The sequence below is a fragment of the Stenotrophomonas sp. YJH_SMC_14-1 genome (genome assembly GCF_059372275.1).
Map to the genome: position 1 here is coordinate 452,159 of NZ_JCAFVK010000001.1, position 16,909 is coordinate 469,067.

The following is a 16,909-nucleotide window of genomic DNA, read 5'->3' on the forward strand; positions in this document are numbered from 1 at the left end:
CTCAGGCCACCGCCTTGAGCACGCCCGTGCGTTCACCGATCTCGGTGAAAAAGCGCGCGCTGCGACGGATCACATCGCGGCGTTCGCGATCGATGGTGATCATGTGATAGCTGTCTTCCAGCACCACCAGTTCCTTCGGGCCGCTGACCCGCGACATCACCAGCTCAGCGTTGCCCATGCTGGCCACATCGTCTTCGCGGGCGTGCATCACCAGGCACGGTGCGATGACCTGGTGCAGGTGGCGGCGGGTCCAGTTGCTCAGCGCACGCATCTCGGCCAGCGCATGCCAGGGGTTGCCCGGCAGGCCGGCAGCCGCGCTGTCGCCGGACAGCATTGCGGCGCTGACCTGCGCGCGCAGGCGCTCGTCGCGCAGGCCGTACGGCGGTTCTTCCATGAACATGCGGTCGCGGCCGATGTTGAAGCGCTTGAACCACGGCAGTAGGAACGAGAAGCGGGCCACGGCGGGAATGTTCCAGCCGTCGTAACGGAAAGTGGCGCCGTACACGCCCACGCCGGACACCCACTCCGGGCGACGTGCCGCCAACGCCAGCGAGAGTACCGCGCCCATCGACAGGCCACCCACGAACAGCTGGTCGACCTTGCCGCGCAGGGCGGCCGCCGCATCTTCCACGCCCTGGTACCACTGTTCCCAGGTGGTCGCCAGCAGGTCATCCACGGTGCCGCAATGGCCGGGCAGTTGCACGCCGTGGACGGTGAAGCCGGCATTGTTCAGCCCCTTGCCCAGCATGCGCATTTCCGCCGGGGTGCCGGTCAGGCCATGGACCAGCAGCACGCCCTGGGGGCCACCGGGGAGGAAGAAGTCGTGCGATTCGGTCACCTGGCGGCTCCGGGACGGCAGTGGGGATGGCAGGATCGCAAGCGCGATTTTCACCAGCCTTTCAGCGCGCCGGGCCGGCTCAGGGGGCCTTCAGCAGCGGCAGCGTGATGGCGACCTTGAGCCCCCCGCCCGGGCGGTTGAGGAAGCTCAGGCGGCCGCCGAAGTGCTCTACCGCCTCGTGCGCGATGGCCAGGCCGAGGCCGGTGCCGCTGGCAGCGGTGCCCGGCGCCCGGAAGAAGCGCTCGCCCAGCCGTGGCATCACGTCGTCGGGCACGCCGGGGCCGTTGTCTTCCACATAGAGTTCGACATCATTGTCGTCCAGCGCATGCACGCCCACCGTGACGGTGGCATTGCGGCCGGCATAACGCAGGGCGTTGTCGATCAGGTTGTCCAGGGCCTCCTGCAGCATGGCGCCGTTGCCGAGCACACGCAGCGGATGGGGGCTGCCGCGGTAGCCGAGGTCGATGCCATCGCGGATCGCTTCCGGCACGCGCATGCCAACCCACTGCGGCACCAGCTCGCCCAGGTCCAGTGCTTCCACGGTATCGGGCACGGTCTGCGCCCGGCTCAGCGCCAGCAGCTGGGTGCTGACCCGGGCAGTGCGCTGGTTGAGCCGGCGGATGTGCTGCAGCGCCTCGCGCACCGTATCGGGATCACCGTGTGCCAGCGCCTGGTCCACGTGCAGGGCCATGCCCGCCAGCGGCGAACGCAGCTGGTGCGCGGCATCGGCAATGAAGCGGTTCTGCAGGGTGATCATTTCCGCCTGGCGGGCAAACAGATCGTCGATGGTGCTGATCAGTGGCTGGATCTCTTCCGGTACGTCGGCATCGGAAATCGGTGCCAGTTCGCCACGGCGCTGCGCCAGGCGGGTCCTCAGTGGCGTGAGGATGCGCAGGCCGTAGGTCACGCCGAACCAGACCAGCGCTGCGGTGCCCAGCGCCAGCATGGTCATCAGCGGGATGATGATCATCAGGATCTCGCGCGCGCGCTGTCGGCGGTCGGCCATGCTCTCGGCCACGGTCACCGCCAGCTGGTCCTGCGGATCGTTCATCGCCTGCGTGCAGACCGTGGCCATGCGCACCTGCTGGCCATTGAGGTTGCCGTCGTACAGGGCCGGATGCACGCCGGTGCAGTCCTGCGAAGGGGCATACGGGCTGAAGTCGGCATTGCCGCTGAGCGTACCCATGCGGCTGCTGTCGACGTTGAAGTAGCGATGGCCGTCGGGGTCGTACTCGATCAGGAAGCGCGCCTGCGGCGACAGGTCGCTGGTCACCGGCATGGTGCTCAGCATCTGTGCGAACGAATGCGTGTCGTCGATCAGGTTGCGGTCGTGGATGCGGTTGGAATAGTCCAGCGCAACGTAGTAGGCCAGGATCGTGTTGAAGGTGAGCAGGCCCAGCATCGGCAGCGCCAGGAAGGCGAGCAGGCGCCGGCGCAGGCTGGGCGGTCCACTGATCACGGGGTGCTGTCGTCCTGCGCGTCTTCCAGCATGTAGCCCAGCCCGCGCACGGTGCGGATGCCCATGCCGCCGGGCTGCAGCTTGCGGCGCAGGCGGTGCAGGGCGATGTCCAGGCCGTTGTCGGTCAGGTCCTGGCCCCAGTCGCACAGCGCTTCCACCAACTGCGCGCGTGACACGATGCGCTCGGCGCGCACTGCCAGTGCCGACAGCAGGCCGAACTCGCGTGCGGTCAGTTCCAGCGACTGGTCGTCGATCCACACCCGATGCCCGGCCAGGTCGATGCGAAGGCGGCCGATGCGCAGGTCCGGGTTGCCATTGCTGGTGACCCGGCGCAGCTGGGCGCGCACGCGCGCTTCGAACTCGTCCAGCGCGAACGGCTTGACCAGGTAGTCATCGGCACCCAGGTCGAGCACACGCACGCGCTCGGCCAGGCCGTCACGGGCGGTCACCACCAGCACTGCGAGGCCATCACCGCGCTGGCGCAGGCGCTGCAGCACGTCGCGGCCATCCAGCTGCGGCAGCCCCAGGTCCAGCACCAGCAGCGCGTACTGCGTCGAGCCCAATGCAGCATCGGCGTGCGCACCGTTGTCGACGTGGTCGACCACGTGCCCCTGCCGGCGCAGCGAGGCGCACAGGCCGGAGGCGATATCCGGGTCGTCTTCAGCAATCAGAACGCGCATGCGCGGGGCTCCTGTAACGGTCAGGCCCACCGGATGGACGGGGTGGGCCTCTCGGCTGCCGAGGGTAGCCGCAAACCGGCTGCAGGTGGAGCGCGTCGGCACCTCCCGGCACCGTCGCGCTGTCCCTCCATTCAGTCCTGCAGGCCCGGCTCACCGAGCGCCAGCGGCACCCGCGAACCATCCAGCAGGCCACGGCTGAGCTTGCCACCCTCGATGAACAGCAGTTCGCCGTTCTCGCCGTTCTTGATGCTGCTGTCGATGGCGATCACGCGGTCGCCGTGGAAGCTGCTGACGTGCGGCATCGAGGTATGGCCAACCACGATGCGCTTGAGCTGCAGGCGGTCGAGCACAGCCTGCACACCCGCGGTGTCGAGGCGGCCATCGAAATAGCCGCGGTACCAGATCGGGCTGGTCTTGCCGTCGTACAGCGGTGCGGTGGCCGGGTCGGCCTTCACTTCGGCCTTGGGCAGGCCCAGCGAGGCCTGATAGGCCGCGTTGGTGCGTGCCGGGTCCAGCGCCAGCTGCACCGCCTCGGGCGAGATGCCGCCGTGCAGGAACAGGCTATCGCCGATCTTCAGCAGCACCGGGCGGGTGCGCAGCCACTGGCCGATTACCGAGTCGGCGCCATACAGCTGCGGGTAGCTGCGACCGAGCAGCTGGGCGCTGCGCAGGTATTTCGGGTTGACGTAGCGCAGGTCGTCGTACAGCACCATGGTCTCGTGGTTGCCGAGCACGAAGTGCACCGCGCCGCCGGCGGCGGCCGCCTGCTGCTGCAGGCCATACAGCAGCCAGAAGGCTTCGGTTACCTGCGGGCCGCGGTCGAACACATCGCCGGCGATGACCAGGGTGTCCTTGCCCAGCGCCCAGCGGTCCTGTGCGTCGATGACCTGGTGGGCACGCAGCAGGCGCACCAGCAGCCCGTACTGGCCGTGGATGTCGGACAGCGCCACGATGCGCGGCACGGCCGGCAGCACGGAGACCGAAGGCGCATTCGGGGCGGCCACGTGCACGCTGTGTTCGTAGCCACAACGCGGGGCGATGTCGGCGCCTGCGGCCTGCGTGGCAAGTGTGTGCGACTCGACCTTGTCGTCGCAGATCCAACTGGCCTGCAGCTGGTTGCCCTGGCGGAACACATAGGGGCCATCGGCCTGCACGTGGTCGGCGGGCGCGGCAACCTCACGGGCCTGCGTGGTTGCTGTGGCGCAGGCCAGCAGCGGCAACAGCAGGGCGGTCAGCAGGGAAGGGCGACAGCGCGACATCGGCGGCATCCAGCGGCGGAAAGATCCGATGCTAACCGGCGCGGGCGTCCGTCGGTGTGCGCGAATGGGCGGATCAGGTGTCGCGCCCGTCGTCCTTGAGCTTGCGCACACGGGTGGCAGTGGGCTGAAGCGGCTGGCCATCGCGCCCGCGCGGCTGCATGTAGGGCAGCGGCCGCCGCGTCGCCAATTCGATCAGCTGCGAATGGGCTTCGCCTGCACCGAAGCGATGGCGCTCCCCCCACTGGCGCAGTGCGACCAGCAGCGGGAACAGTTCCAGGCCTGCGGCGGTGAGCACGTACTCTTGGTAGGCCGATCCATCGGAGGCTGGCTGCAGCTGCAGGATGCCGGCCTCGACCAGCCGGCGCAGGCGGTCGCTGAGGATGTTGCGCGCCGCGCCGAGGCTGCGCTGGAAATCACCGAAGCGGGTGATGCCGTCGAAGGCGTCGCGGATCACCAGCAATGCCCAGCGGTCACCGAGCAGGTCGGCACTGCGGGCTACAGGGCAGGGGCTGTCGGCGTGCATGCTGGGTATCTCCGAATGTGGTTGCAGTTTAAAACCAATGGCGATAGCCTGCATCTGGTTTCAAATTGCAACCATATGATGAGTGCCACATCGCATCCCCGCCCGCTGCTGGTCCTGCTTGCGGCTGCCGCCGGCGCCAGCGTCGCCAACGTCTACTACGCGCAGCCGCTGCTGGATCAGCTTGCACGCGCCTTTGCGATGGACCGGGCCGTGGCCGGCGCAGTGCTGGCTGCCACCCAGGCCGGCAGCGTGCTGGCGTTGCTTGGCCTGCTGCCGCTGGCGGACCGCGGCGACCGGCGACGCCTGCTGCGGCTGCAGTTGATCGCGCTGGTGCTGGCCCTGTTGTGGCTGGCGGCGTCACGCACGGCGAGCTGGCTGTTGTCGGGCATGCTGCTGGCAGGCCTGCTGGGCACCGCGCTGACCCAGGGCCTGATTGCCTATACCGCCATGCTGGCACGGCCCGAGCAGCGCGGTCGCGTGGTCGGTGTGGTGCAGGGCGGCGTGTTCATCGGCCTGCTGCTGGCGCGCGTGGTGTCCGGTACGGTGGCGGCGGCCTTTGGCTGGCAGAGGGTCTACCTGCTGTCAGCGGTGGTGATGGCAGCGTTGGCGGCGCTGCTGTGGCGGCGCCTGCCCGCAGTACCGGTGCCGTCGGTCCCTCCACGCTGGCGCGAGCTGCTGGGCTCGATGCTGGGCATGCTGCGCCGCGATCGAACGCTGCGCGAGCGCGGGCCGCTGGCATTGCTGCTGTTTGCCGGCCTCAATGTGTTCTGGGCGGCGGCACCCTTGCCGCTGTCGGCACCGCCGCTGCACTGGTCGACCGCAACCATCGGCGCGCTCGGCCTGGCCGGCGTGGTCGGTGCGCTGATGGCGGCGCGGGTCGGACACTGGATGGACCGTGGTTTCGCGCATCCGGTCAGCCTCGGCGCGCTGTTGTTGATGCTGGTCGCGTGGTGGCCGCTGCTGGGCCTGCCGTATTCGCTGTCCTTGCTGTTGCTGGGTGTGGTCGTGCTCGACCTGGGCGGCCAGGCACTGCATGTCTCGAACCAGGCATCGTTGCTGCGTGCACCGGCAGAACAGCATGGGCGCCTGGTGGCGTTGTACATGCTGTTCTATGCGGTGGGCAGCGGTGCGGGAGCGGCGGCGGGGCCCTGGATGCAGGTGCGGCATGGCTGGCCCGCTGTGTGCCTGCTGGGGGCAGGCATCGCGTTGCTGGCGCTGCTGTGGTGGGCAGCATGGCGGGTGGGGGCGGTGAAAGCAGCGGCTGGCGCGCGAACCGGTAGAGTCGACTTTTAGGCGACTGCTCTTCGTTCCGACGGCGAAGAATCCCGCGCTGCGCGCGATAGTCGACCAGCGGTCGACTCTACCTGTCCTGCCGTCATCGCTGCAGTGCACGCCGCCCCGGGGCTTCCTGCAGGTCCGCTCTGGCGACCACCACGCGGTTGCGGCCGCTGCGCTTGGCCTCGTACATCGCCGCGTCGGCACGTGCCATCAGCCGTTCGTAGTCCGGGTGGCCGTCATGGCCGGCCACGCCGATGCTGGCGGTCAGCTCCAGCACCTGGCCGTTGGCCAATGCCACCGGCGACTGCGCGATCTGCCGGCGCAGGCTCTCGGCGATCACGGTCGCCTGTGATTCGCTGGCCGCCACCAGCACCACCACGAATTCTTCGCCGCCATAGCGGAACAGGTAGTCGCTGCCACGCGTGAGCTGGCCGAGCAGGCCGGCCACGTGCTGCAACGCACGGTCGCCGGCATCGTGGCCATGGCCGTCGTTGATTGCCTTGAAATGATCCAGGTCGAGCAGCAGCAGCGAGAACGGTGTGCGGTTGCGCGTGGCCAGCTCGATTTCCCGGCGCAGCACGGTGGGCAGGAAGCGACGGTTGAGCAGGTTGGTCAGCGCGTCGCTGCCGGCATCCAGTTCGCCGATGCGCTCGAACAGCAGCGTCATCAGGGTGCGGATGGCGGCCAGGTCCTCGCGGATGGCCGGCAGCACCGCCAGTCGCTGCGCCGGAGCATCGCCACTGGCGCGCTGCAGGTGGCCGTCAATGCGGGCCATCAACTGGCCCACCTGCTGCGTTTCGCTGCTTTCGCCGAAGCTGGGGATGCCCTTGTGGGTGAACCACAGGCCGAACTCCGAGGTGGCCAGGCTGGCGTTGTCGCTGGCCTGCACGTGGCCGGCGAGGGCGTAGAGCAGGGCGTTCTCCCAGTCCAGCAGCAATGCGCGCTGGCGCTCGCGTTCGGTACCGACGTTCTGTACCAGCGAGAACAGCCGGTAGGCGGCGTCGGCACGGGTGGAGCGCTCGCGCGCATGGGTGTAGGCCAGGGTCATGCCTTCCATGGCGATGTCCATGATCGCGCTGAGGCAGGTGATGGCGGCGAACGCGGTCGCGCTGTCGGGCGCGTCGTCGCGCAGGCGCACGAACAGCTCGTGCTTGAGCACGCGCGCACCGCGGGTGACCAGGTCGACCGGGATGCCGACCCGTGCGTGTACGTCGCCGATCACCCGCTGCGAGGCGACCGTGGTGGCGATGCCAGCGGCGTCGGTGGTCAGCAGCTGTACCAGCCAGCGCTGCATGGCCGGCTGCAGGCGCTGCTTGACCTGGTCGTGGGACAGGAAGCGGCGTGCGCGCCCGTCCTGCAGCAGCACTTCGTAAAAGCGCTGGGCCAGCGCGGGTGGGGCATCGGAGGCAGCGGCCTTGAGCAGCGCGGTGGCGGCAGGGCCGGCCTGTAGCAGGCATTGCTGCCAGGCCTCGGCCAGCGGCTGGCTGGCATCGTCCAGTTGGGGTGGTTCCACGTCGATCTCTGACTGCGTACGGCAAACCACGGGTATCGGCCGCGGCGGCATACGGTTGATGGCGGGGTAGCCGGCCAGTTTACGCGCGGTGCAGGCTTGCACGGTGCGCAAAGCACATCGACGCCGCTGCGGCAATGAGTGAACGCATTTGAGAATCACTCGCATTGATGGGAGAATGCGCGCACGGAGCGGGCTGCAGGTGCCTGCAGGACGGCTCCGCCTCCCCCCTCGTCGTTGCCTCAAGCCCTTTGCCAGAGGCCCCGCAGCCCTGCCAGAAGGTCCTGATCATGTCTCCTGCCGTTGTCCATTCGCCGCGCCCGCTGGCGCTTGCCGTTGCCGCTCTGCTGGCCGGCAGCGCCCTGACCGCCCAGGCCGAAACCGACGCCACCGATATCGACACGGTGCACGTCACCGCCTCGCAGATCGCGCGCCAGGCACTGGGTACCTCGACCATCACCGCCGAGGATATCGCCCGGCGCCCGCCAGCCAACGACATCGCCGAGCTGTTGCGGACCATGCCGGGCGTCAACCTGACCGGCAACAGCGCCTCGGGCCAGTACGGCAACAACCGCCAGATCGACCTGCGTGGCATGGGCCCGGAAAACACCCTGATCCTGGTCGATGGCAAGCGCATCGGCGCACGCGATGCCGTGCGCATGGGGCGCAGCGGCGAGCGCAATACCCGCGGTGACACCAACTGGGTGCCGGCGGAAATGATCGAGCGCATCGAAGTGCTGCGCGGCCCGGCGGCGGCACGCTATGGCTCCGGTGCCTCCGGCGGCGTGGTCAACATCATCACCAAGCGCCCGACCGGCGACCTGACCGGTGCGGTGGACCTGTATGGGCTGGTGCCCGAACACAGCGCCGAAGGTGGCAGCGAACGCGTCGGCCTGCAGCTGAGTGGGCCGATGACCGACACCCTGTCGTTCCGCCTGTACGGCAATCTCAACAAGACCGACGCGGACTCGCTGGAGCTCAACCGCCAGTACGCTACCAACCCCAACGCGGTGCCGCCGGCCGGCCGCGAGGGTGTCAAGAACCGCGATGTCAACGCGCTGCTGCGCTGGGACGTGACCGCCAACCAGGTGGTGGAGTTCGAAGCCGGCACCAGCCGCCAGGGCAACATCTACGCTGGTGATCGCGCGGTCAGCACCACCGGTACCTCGACCGGCGTTGACCTGGCGGCACTGGCCGAGGGCGAAGCGGAGACCAACCGCATGTACCGCAACACCGGCGCGATCACCCATCGTGGCCGCTGGGGCGACGTGACCTCGCGGGTGACAGCTGCGGTGGAGGCGGTGAACAACTCACGCATCAACGAAGGCCTGGCCGGTGGCCCGGAAGGCAGCTTCAACGGCACCGGCTGGTCGACCTCGCGACTGCGCAACTACCAGCTGGACGGCGAAGTGAGCTTCCCGACCACGCTGGGTGGTGCCGAGAACATCTGGACGCTTGGCTTTGAATACCTGGACAGCCGCCTGACCGACCCGTACTCGATGAGCCAGTCCAGCAGCAGCGGCGGCGGCATCCCGGGGCTGTCGGCCGATCGTGCGCGGGGCAAGGCCGATGCGCAGACCACCGCCGTGTTCGTCGAAGACAACATCTACCTGGGTGAGCGCTGGATCGTTACCCCGGGCCTGCGCTTCGACCACCACAGCCAGTTCGGCAACAACACCAGCCCCAGCCTCAACGCGCAGTTCCGCATCAACGGCGACTGGGTGGTGAAGGGCGGCATCGCCCGGGCGTTCAAGGCGCCGAACCTGTACCAGTCGAATCCGGACTATCTGTATTACACCCGTGGCAATGGCTGCCCGAATGCACTGCCGAGCCTGGGCGCCGGCTGCTACATGCGCGGCAATGCGGACCTGAAGGCGGAAACCAGCCTGAACAAGGAACTCGGCATCGAGTGGGCACCGCAGAGCGGCTGGCAGGCCTCGTTGACGTACTTCCATAACGACTACAAGGACAAGATCCAGGCCGGCTACACCCAGATCGGCCTGACTGCCGACACCAGGGGCCGCATCTTCCGCTGGGAGAACGCGCCGAAGGCGATCGTGCAGGGGCTGGAAGGCAACCTGGTGATCCCGCTGCTGGGCGAGCAGGGCAACCGCCTGAACTGGAGCAACAACTTCACCTACATGGTGGAGAACGAGAACAAGCGCACCGGCCAGCCGCTGTCGGTGATTCCGAAGTACACCGTCAACACGATGCTGGACTGGAAGGCCACCGACAAGCTGTCGCTGCTGCTGACCGGCACGTTCTACGGCAAGCAGAAGCCGGCCACCACCAACATCAACAATGATCCGCGCTGCACCGGCACCTGCGACCCATCGATCGCACTGCAGGATCGCGGTGCGTACAACATCTGGGGCGTGAGCGCGCGCTACAAGGTGACCGAGACGGTCAGCTTCGGCTTCGGCGTGAACAACCTGGCCGACAAGCGCCTGTTCCGCGAGGCCAACAGCAGCGATGCCGGCGCGGCGACCTACAACGAGCCGGGCCGCGCGTACTGGGCCAGCCTGCGCTTCGGGTTCTGACCCGATGAGGCCTGCGCCGGGGCGTTCCCCGGCGCAGCCTGAAGGCTACTTCACCTGCCGGCAATCGCGCAGGTGGACGCCACCGGTGTCCATCTTGTCGACCACGCCTTCCAGTTTCACCCAGTCGTTCTCGCGCAGGGTGGCGCCCAGCGCCATCTGATCCGGCGCAAGCGCACAGTGCACGGTGAAGTTGGCATTGTTGTCGTCGTTCGACTGGCGTCCGCCGATGCCACCGATGCCCTTCATCTTGGTGACCAGATAGCCCACCTCGAAGGTCTTGGCAAAGCGGTTGGGCTGGGCGGTGTACACCTGGCCATCGATGATGAAACGACGGCCGAAATACTTGACGAGCAACGGCTGGTACATCGCATCGGTATCCGGCGGGGTGCTGGTGCCGGAGAACAGCGCCCTGAGCGGTGCGGTGTTGATTTCCCGCTGCAGCCGCTTGGCGTCCTTGCCCATTTCGGTGGACATGCCGACCGCAGTGGCCTGGATCGGCTTGTCGAAACCGCTGGAGACACGCGCGGCTTCCGCGATCGCCTCGCCTTCGGGGCCGGTCTTGAGCTTGTCCAGCCAGCCACACAGCGCGGTGCGTGCGTCCTCTTCCTTGGCGGTCTGCCCGCGTGACAGCTTGGTACCGACCACCACGTTGCCGCCATTGGAGGCGGTGATGATGCTGACCAGCGGCATCTTGGTGTCGGTCTGCAGCACGTACATCTGGCCTTCGGTCTCGGTGATGACATCTCCGCTGACGAAGTTGTTGCCCTCATCAAGCGCTGCCTTGCGCAGCTGGCCCAGGGCGCTGCGGGGCTTCAGGCCGGGGAGGGTGACTTCGGAGGTGAAGAACTGGCCATTGCGGGGATCGCCTACCGCCTGGAAGTTCTGCTGGCAGGTCTTGGCCGAGGCGCTTGCGGCCGTGCCCAGCGCGCAGGCCACGGCGACGGCGACCCAGGGGGTCTTGGTAGTCCACATGTTCCGGATTCCTTGTGCTTGGGTGTCCATTGCGGGCCGCAACGCCGAAGCGATCCGGCTGCCCGTTCCCCATCCAGAGGGGATGCGGTCATCATAGTGTGGCCCGGCACGGGCGCAAGCTGCGGCGAGCCGCGACGTGCAGTCTGCAATGTTATAAACACCGTGATAGTTTCCCCACGGCCGCCGGCGTAGCCTGCCTCCATCGCAAAGGAGCTGTTGCCATGGGCCACGACCACGATCACCTGCCATCCGAGATCCGCCACGAGAAACCCTTATGGTGGGCGCTCGGCCTGACCTCCACCTTCCTCGTCGTCGAAGTGGTGGGCGCGTTCTGGACCAACAGCCTGGCGCTGTTGTCCGACGCGGCACACATGGCCACCGACGCGCTGGCCCTGATGATCGCGCTGGTCGCGGTGCGGCTGAGCCGGCGCCCGCCGGATGCGCGTCGCACCTACGGCTATGCGCGCCTGGAAGCGCTGGGCGCAATGATCAACGGCGCGATGCTGTTCGTGGTTGCCGGCTACATCCTGTGGGAAGCCGTCGGGCGCTTCAGCAAGCCGCAGGAGATCGCCTCCACCGGCATGCTGGTGATCGCCTCGGCCGGCCTGGTCATCAACCTGATCTCGATGCGCCTGCTGCAGGCCGGCAGCGGCGAGAGTCTCAACGTGAAGGGCGCCTACCTGGAAGTGTGGGCGGACATGCTCGGCTCGGTGGCGGTGATTGCGGGTGCGGTGCTGATCCAGTTCACCGGCTGGAAGCCGATCGATCCGATCCTGGCGGTGCTGATCGGCCTGTGGGTGTTGCCGCGCACCTGGGTGCTGATGCGCGAGGCGATCAACGTGCTGCTGGAAGGCGTGCCCAAGGGCATGGACGTGGCCAAGGTGCGCGACAGCCTGTCCAGCCACGCCGCGGTAATGGACGTGCATGACCTGCACGTGTGGGCGCTGGCCTCCAGCACGCCGGCGCTGACCGCGCATGTCGTGATGCGCGACGGCACCGAAGCCGATGCGCTGCGCCGTGAGCTGAGCGGGCGCCTGCACGATGACTTCGGCATCGAGCACGTGACGCTGCAGCTTGAAGCGGACCACTGCGGTGAGGCCTGTGGTGAACCGGCGCCGGTGAAGGGCGGCGAGCACGAGGGCCATGAAGGTCATGACCACGGCGAGGACGCGCAGGGCCATCGCGGTCACGTGCATCGCTGATCGAAGATGACGCGCGTGCCGGGAGATGCCCGGCGCAGCTATTCGTCCCGACGTGAAGCCAGCCGATCCGCCAACCGGGTCGGCTCCGGCAGCCGGTAACCGCGCAGGGTGCGCTGCACCCAGTCCAGCGCGGTATCGGCACTGACCCGATGGCCGCCGGCCACGAACAGCGGCTTGCTGCGCACCTTGCTGCGCAGCACCCAGCCGAGCTGCTCGTCACCGTCCATCAATGGCGTATGCGCGCCTGCTTCGGCGCCCGGTTCGACGAAGCGGCCGACCAGTTTCGACTTGGCCACACCGATGCTCGGCAGGTCGGTGACCACGCCCAAGTGCGCGGCCACGCCCAGCCGGCGCGGATGGCTGATGCCGTGGCCATCGACGAACACCAGATCCGGCGCCCGCGGCAGCAGTGCCAGCGCGGCCAACAACGCTGGCAGCTCGCGGAAGCTGAGCAGGCCGGGAACGTACGGCATCACCGTGGGAATGCGCGCTATTTCCTGCGCCACGGGCTGCAATGTCTTCGCATCCAGCAGGACCGCTGCGGCGCGGGTGGTGGCACCGTTGTCCTCAAAGCCCACATCCAGCCCGGCCAGCCAGCGCACGTCGTTGGGCAGGCGGTCCTGGCGCTCCACGCGGCCGGCCAGCTGGAGCTGCTGCGCGCGGGCCGCGGCGACGCTGCCTTCCCAGCGTCCGGGGTCGATCACCGTATTCATTGGCCACAGCATCGCATGGGTGGCGCCACGGCCCGGTGAGTGGCGGCCGGGGCTACAATGGCGGCCTGCCTTTCCTCGCGTTGGAGACCCTGCAGTGACCCGTAAACTCGTACTGTTGCGCCATGGCCAGAGCCAGTGGAACCTGGACAACCGCTTCACCGGCTGGGTCGATGTCGACCTGACCGAGCAGGGACGCCGGGAAGCGGCCGCCGCCGGTCGCCTGATGCGCGAGGAAGGCCTGCAGTTCGACGTCGCCCACACCTCGGTGCTCAAGCGTGCCATCCACACCCTGCAGGGTGCGCTGGCCGAGCTTCAGCAGGACTGGCTGCCGGTGAACAAGTCCTGGCGCCTCAACGAGCGGCACTATGGCGGCCTGCAGGGGCTGGACAAGGCCGAGACCGCGGCCAAGCACGGCGAAGAGCAGGTCAAGGTCTGGCGTCGTTCGTACGACATCCCGCCACCGCCGATGGAACTGGAAGATCCGGGCCACCCGATCCATGACCGCCGTTACGCCGGTCTGGACCGCAACGCGCTGCCGGGCACCGAATCGCTGGCCACCACCCTGGACCGCGTGCTGCCGTACTGGCACGACGCGATCGCGCCGCAGCTGAAGGACGGCAAGACCGTGCTGGTCACCGCCCACGGCAACTCGCTGCGTGCGTTGTACAAGTACCTCAACAACGTCTCGCGCGAGGAAATCCTCGAGCTGAACATCCCGACCGGCATCCCGCTGCTGTTCGAACTGAACGATGACCTGACCGTGCAGTCGTTCCGCTACCTGGGCGACCCGGAAGCGGCACGCAAGGCTGCTGAGGCCGTGGCCAACCAGGGCAAGGCGAAATAAGTAGATACCCACCGTTGGTGGGTATTCTTCTGCTGGGTGTGTGCGGACCAACGGTCCGCACACACCCGCTTGCGACCACGGGCGTTCCCCCTGTGACCTTTGGCCGGTCCCTGTGGAGGGCCTCCCCGGCTACCCTGTGAAATTACCCGCAGGAGAGCCTCATGAACGTCCGCAACCTGGTCCCGCTGGGCCTGACCATCGCCATCGCTGCCTCGCTGGCGGCCTGTGGCAAGAACGAAACCGCACCGGCGGCCGGTGCCGACGCCAAGCAGGCCTTCGACCTGTCGCAGATCAAGACGCCGCTGATCTCACTCAACAGCGCCGACCTCGATCCGGCCATCTCGGCCTGTACCGACCTCAATGGCTTCGTCAACAGCAAGTGGCTGAAGGCCAACCCGGTGCCGGGTGACCAGACCACCTGGGGCAGCTTCGAGATCCTGCGCGAGCGCTCGCTGGAAGTGCAGCACGCGCTGGTGCAGCAGGCCGCCGCCAGCCAGGCCAAGGCCGGCTCGGTGGAAGCCAAGATCGGTGACATCTGGAAGACCGGCAATGACGAAGCCAAGATCGAAGCCGCCGGCCTCGCGCCGCTGCAGCCGCAGCTGGACAAGATCACCGCGCTGAACGATACCGCCGCCATCACCCAGTACCTGCGCGACAGCCAGGCCGAGGGCAAGGGCGTGCTGTTCTCGCTGTTTGCCAATGCTGATTACAAGGATTCGGCCAACGTCATCGCCTACGTCGGCCAGGGCGGCCTGGGCCTGCCTGAGAAGGGCTACTACTTCGACGATGCGCAGGCCAAGATCCGCGATGCCTACGTGGCGTACATCGCGCAGGTGCTGACCCTGTCCGGCGTGGAAGCCGCGCAGGCGGCCGAGCAGGCCAAGGCAGTGATGGCCTTTGAAACCCGCCTGGCCAAGGCCTCGATGTCGCGCATCGAAATGCGTGACCCGGCCAAGCGCTACAACCCGCTCAGCGCCGCAGACGCCGACAAGCTGACCCCGAACTTCAGCTGGACCGCGCTGTTCGACACCCTGAAAGTGCCGGCCGCGCAGAAGTTCTCGCTGGCCCAGCCGGGCTTCTTCGGTGAAATGGACAAGATGCTGGCCGATGTGCCGGCCAGCACCTGGCAGGCCTACCTGCGCTTCCACACCATCGACGACGCCTCGCCGTACCTGAGCAGCCAGTTCGAGAAGGCCAACTTCGATTTCTACGGCACCACCCTGCGCGGCCAGAAGGAAATGCAGCCGCGCTGGAAGCGCGTGCTGGAGTCCGTCAACGGTGGCATGGGTGAAGCGCTGGGCCAGCTGTACGTCGACGCCGTGTTCCCGGCCGAGTCGAAGGTGGCCATGCAGCACCTGGTGGAGAACCTGTCGCAGGCATTGAAGGCGCGTCTGGAGCAGCTGCCGTGGATGGGCGAGGAAACGAAGAAGAAGGCACTGGAAAAGTGGGCCAGCTTCACCCCGAAGATCGGCTACCCGGACAAGTGGCGTGACTGGGCGGGCCTGCAGACCAACGGCGACAGCTACCTCGGCAACATGCAGGCGGCGCGTGCGTTCAACTACCGCTACATGCTCGACAAGATCGGCAAGCCGGTGGACAAGACCGAGTGGGGCATGACCCCGCAGACGGTCAACGCCTACTACAACGCCACCAAGAACGAGATCGTGTTCCCGGCGGCGATCCTGCAGGCGCCGTTCTTCGACGCCAAGGCCGATCCGGCGCTGAACTACGGCGGAATCGGTGCGGTCATCGGCCACGAAATGATGCACGGCTACGACGACTCGGGCAGCCAGTTCGCCGCCAACGGCAATTTCGACAACTGGTGGACCGACGCCGACCGCAAGGCCTTCACCGAGCGTACCGACCAGCTGGTTGCACAGTTCGATGGCTACGAGTCGGTGCCGGGCGTGTTCGTGAAGGGCAAGCTGACCCTGGGCGAGAACATCGGCGATCTGGGTGGCCTGACCGTGGCCTACGACGCACTGCAGATGGCGCTGAAGGAAGACCCGAAGGCGAATGTGGAAGTGGATGGCCACAGCCAGGACCAGCGCTTCTTCATGAACTGGGCCACCGTGTGGCGCCGCAACTTCACCGACGGTGAGCTGCGCGTACGCCTGAACACCGACCCGCATGCGCCGGCCAACTTCCGAGCCAACGGTGCACCGTCGAACATGCCGTCCTTCGCTGCGGCGTTCCAGTGCAAGGCCGGCGACGCGATGGTGCGTGCCGACGACAAGCGCGTGGTGATCTGGTAACCGATCACCCGTGATGCGTGATGCGAAAGGCCCGGCGAACGCCGGGCCTTTTGTCTTCCAGGCCGGCAGCACAGCGCCGACTGGTAGAGTCGACTGTTAGTCGACTGCTCTTCGTACAGATGGCGAAAATCCCGCGCTGCGCGCGATAGTCGACTAACAGTCGACTCTACCGGCGGGTCGTTTCACGTGCGGGAAGATCTCAGGCCAGCTCAGGTTCCTGCGCCAGCAGGCGATGGAAGCGTTGCAGAACGTAAGGATCGATCAGGCCACCGGATTGCTCGTCGATGATGCGCAGAGCCGTCTCGTGCTCCATCGCGGCACGGTAGGGACGCACGCTGGTCATCGCGTCATAGGCATCCGCAACGGTGACGATGCGTGAGCCCAACGGAATGCTCTCGCCGCGCAGCCCATCGGGATAGCCACTGCCATCGAACGCCTCGTGATGGGCGCGGATCAGCCGCGCAACCGGTGCCGCATCGCTGCGGCCGGTGGCCAGGAAGATATGCTCACCGCGCACCGGATGCTCGCGCATGATCGCGCGCTCCTCGTCGGTATGCCGGCGCGGGGCCAGCAGCACCTCATCGGGAATGCCGATCTTGCCGATGTCATGGAAGCGCGCTGCCAGGCCGATCTGCGCACTGGCATCGTCATCCAGATCGCAGTGCGTGGCCAGGCGCTGCGCGAGCAGGCCAACGCGGTCGCAATGGTGGCGGGTGTAAGCGTCGCGCATCTGCAGCGACATCGAGAGGGCATCGATCAGGCAGGCCTGTGCATGCAGCAGGTCGGGGGCGGGTACGGCGTCAGGAAACATGGTCATCCGCCCGCACCGGGTGGGG

The 16,909-nt window shown here is 67.4% G+C and carries 14 protein-coding genes; 5 read left to right on the forward strand and 9 right to left on the reverse strand.

Annotated features, from left to right (window positions below; genetic code table 11):
- Position 1: 1 nt before the first annotated feature.
- From AC5P9P_RS02285 to AC5P9P_RS02305, 5 genes are all read right to left on the reverse strand, one after another.
- Entirely contained in the window at positions 2–838 is an 837-nt protein-coding gene (locus AC5P9P_RS02285) for an alpha/beta hydrolase (protein WP_049404776.1), read from the reverse strand.
- A gap of 79 nt (positions 839–917) precedes the next feature.
- Entirely contained in the window at positions 918–2,297 is a 1,380-nt protein-coding gene (locus AC5P9P_RS02290) for a sensor histidine kinase (protein ID WP_049404778.1), read from the reverse strand.
- Positions 2,294–2,977, reverse strand: a complete 684-nt coding sequence (locus tag AC5P9P_RS02295; protein WP_005408670.1) for a response regulator — start codon at positions 2,975–2,977, stop codon at positions 2,294–2,296. The genes AC5P9P_RS02290 and AC5P9P_RS02295 overlap by 4 nt, the downstream gene beginning before the upstream one ends.
- Before the next feature lie 131 nt (positions 2,978–3,108).
- Entirely contained in the window at positions 3,109–4,236 is a 1,128-nt protein-coding gene (locus AC5P9P_RS02300; RefSeq protein ID WP_049433037.1) for a metallophosphoesterase, read from the reverse strand.
- Between the two features lie 73 nt (positions 4,237–4,309).
- Entirely contained in the window at positions 4,310–4,759 is a 450-nt protein-coding gene (locus AC5P9P_RS02305; protein WP_005408672.1) for a winged helix-turn-helix transcriptional regulator, read from the reverse strand.
- 75 nt (positions 4,760–4,834) lie between these two features.
- On the opposite strand from AC5P9P_RS02305, the gene AC5P9P_RS02310 reads away from it, so the two are divergent.
- Positions 4,835–6,052 (forward strand): MFS transporter, encoded by a 1,218-nt coding sequence (locus AC5P9P_RS02310; RefSeq protein ID WP_495232586.1) that lies wholly within the window; start codon positions 4,835–4,837, stop codon positions 6,050–6,052.
- An 82-nt stretch (positions 6,053–6,134) separates the two neighbouring features.
- Here AC5P9P_RS02310 and AC5P9P_RS02315 read toward each other — a convergent pair whose 3' ends face one another.
- Positions 6,135–7,550 (reverse strand): GGDEF domain-containing protein, encoded by a 1,416-nt coding sequence (locus AC5P9P_RS02315; protein ID WP_495232587.1) that lies wholly within the window; start codon positions 7,548–7,550, stop codon positions 6,135–6,137.
- 287 nt (positions 7,551–7,837) lie between these two features.
- Here AC5P9P_RS02315 and AC5P9P_RS02320 point away from each other — a divergent pair, with 287 nt between their 5' ends.
- On the forward strand, positions 7,838–10,087 hold the full coding sequence (locus AC5P9P_RS02320) for a TonB-dependent siderophore receptor (RefSeq protein ID WP_033834520.1): 2,250 nt from the start codon (positions 7,838–7,840) through the stop codon (positions 10,085–10,087).
- Between the two features lie 45 nt (positions 10,088–10,132).
- On the opposite strand, the gene AC5P9P_RS02325 is transcribed toward AC5P9P_RS02320, so the two are convergent.
- Positions 10,133–11,059, reverse strand: coding sequence for a hypothetical protein (locus AC5P9P_RS02325; protein ID WP_495232588.1), 927 nt, complete (start codon positions 11,057–11,059; stop codon positions 10,133–10,135).
- Between the two features lie 221 nt (positions 11,060–11,280).
- Here AC5P9P_RS02325 and AC5P9P_RS02330 point away from each other — a divergent pair, with 221 nt between their 5' ends.
- Positions 11,281–12,261 carry a cation diffusion facilitator family transporter gene (locus tag AC5P9P_RS02330; RefSeq protein WP_049404787.1) on the forward strand — a complete coding sequence of 327 codons (981 nt, stop codon included), beginning with the start codon at positions 11,281–11,283 and terminating at the stop codon, positions 12,259–12,261.
- Positions 12,262–12,299: 38 nt separating this feature from the next.
- Here the strand turns inward: AC5P9P_RS02330 and nfi are convergent, their stop codons facing one another.
- Positions 12,300–12,974 (reverse strand): deoxyribonuclease V, encoded by a 675-nt coding sequence (gene nfi, locus AC5P9P_RS02335; RefSeq protein ID WP_033834512.1) that lies wholly within the window; start codon positions 12,972–12,974, stop codon positions 12,300–12,302.
- Positions 12,975–13,068: 94 nt separating this feature from the next.
- Here nfi and gpmA point away from each other — a divergent pair, with 94 nt between their 5' ends.
- Positions 13,069–13,818: a 2,3-diphosphoglycerate-dependent phosphoglycerate mutase gene (gene gpmA / locus AC5P9P_RS02340; protein WP_033834513.1), complete on the forward strand. Its 750-nt coding sequence runs from the start codon at positions 13,069–13,071 to the stop codon at positions 13,816–13,818.
- Positions 13,819–13,979: 161 nt separating this feature from the next.
- Positions 13,980–16,073 carry a M13 family metallopeptidase gene (locus AC5P9P_RS02345; RefSeq protein ID WP_033834514.1) on the forward strand — a complete coding sequence of 698 codons (2,094 nt, stop codon included), beginning with the start codon at positions 13,980–13,982 and terminating at the stop codon, positions 16,071–16,073.
- A 199-nt stretch (positions 16,074–16,272) separates the two neighbouring features.
- Here the strand turns inward: AC5P9P_RS02345 and AC5P9P_RS02350 are convergent, their stop codons facing one another.
- Positions 16,273–16,890 carry an HD-GYP domain-containing protein gene (locus tag AC5P9P_RS02350; RefSeq protein WP_033835529.1) on the reverse strand — a complete coding sequence of 206 codons (618 nt, stop codon included), beginning with the start codon at positions 16,888–16,890 and terminating at the stop codon, positions 16,273–16,275.
- Between the last annotated feature and the right edge of the window lie 19 nt (positions 16,891–16,909).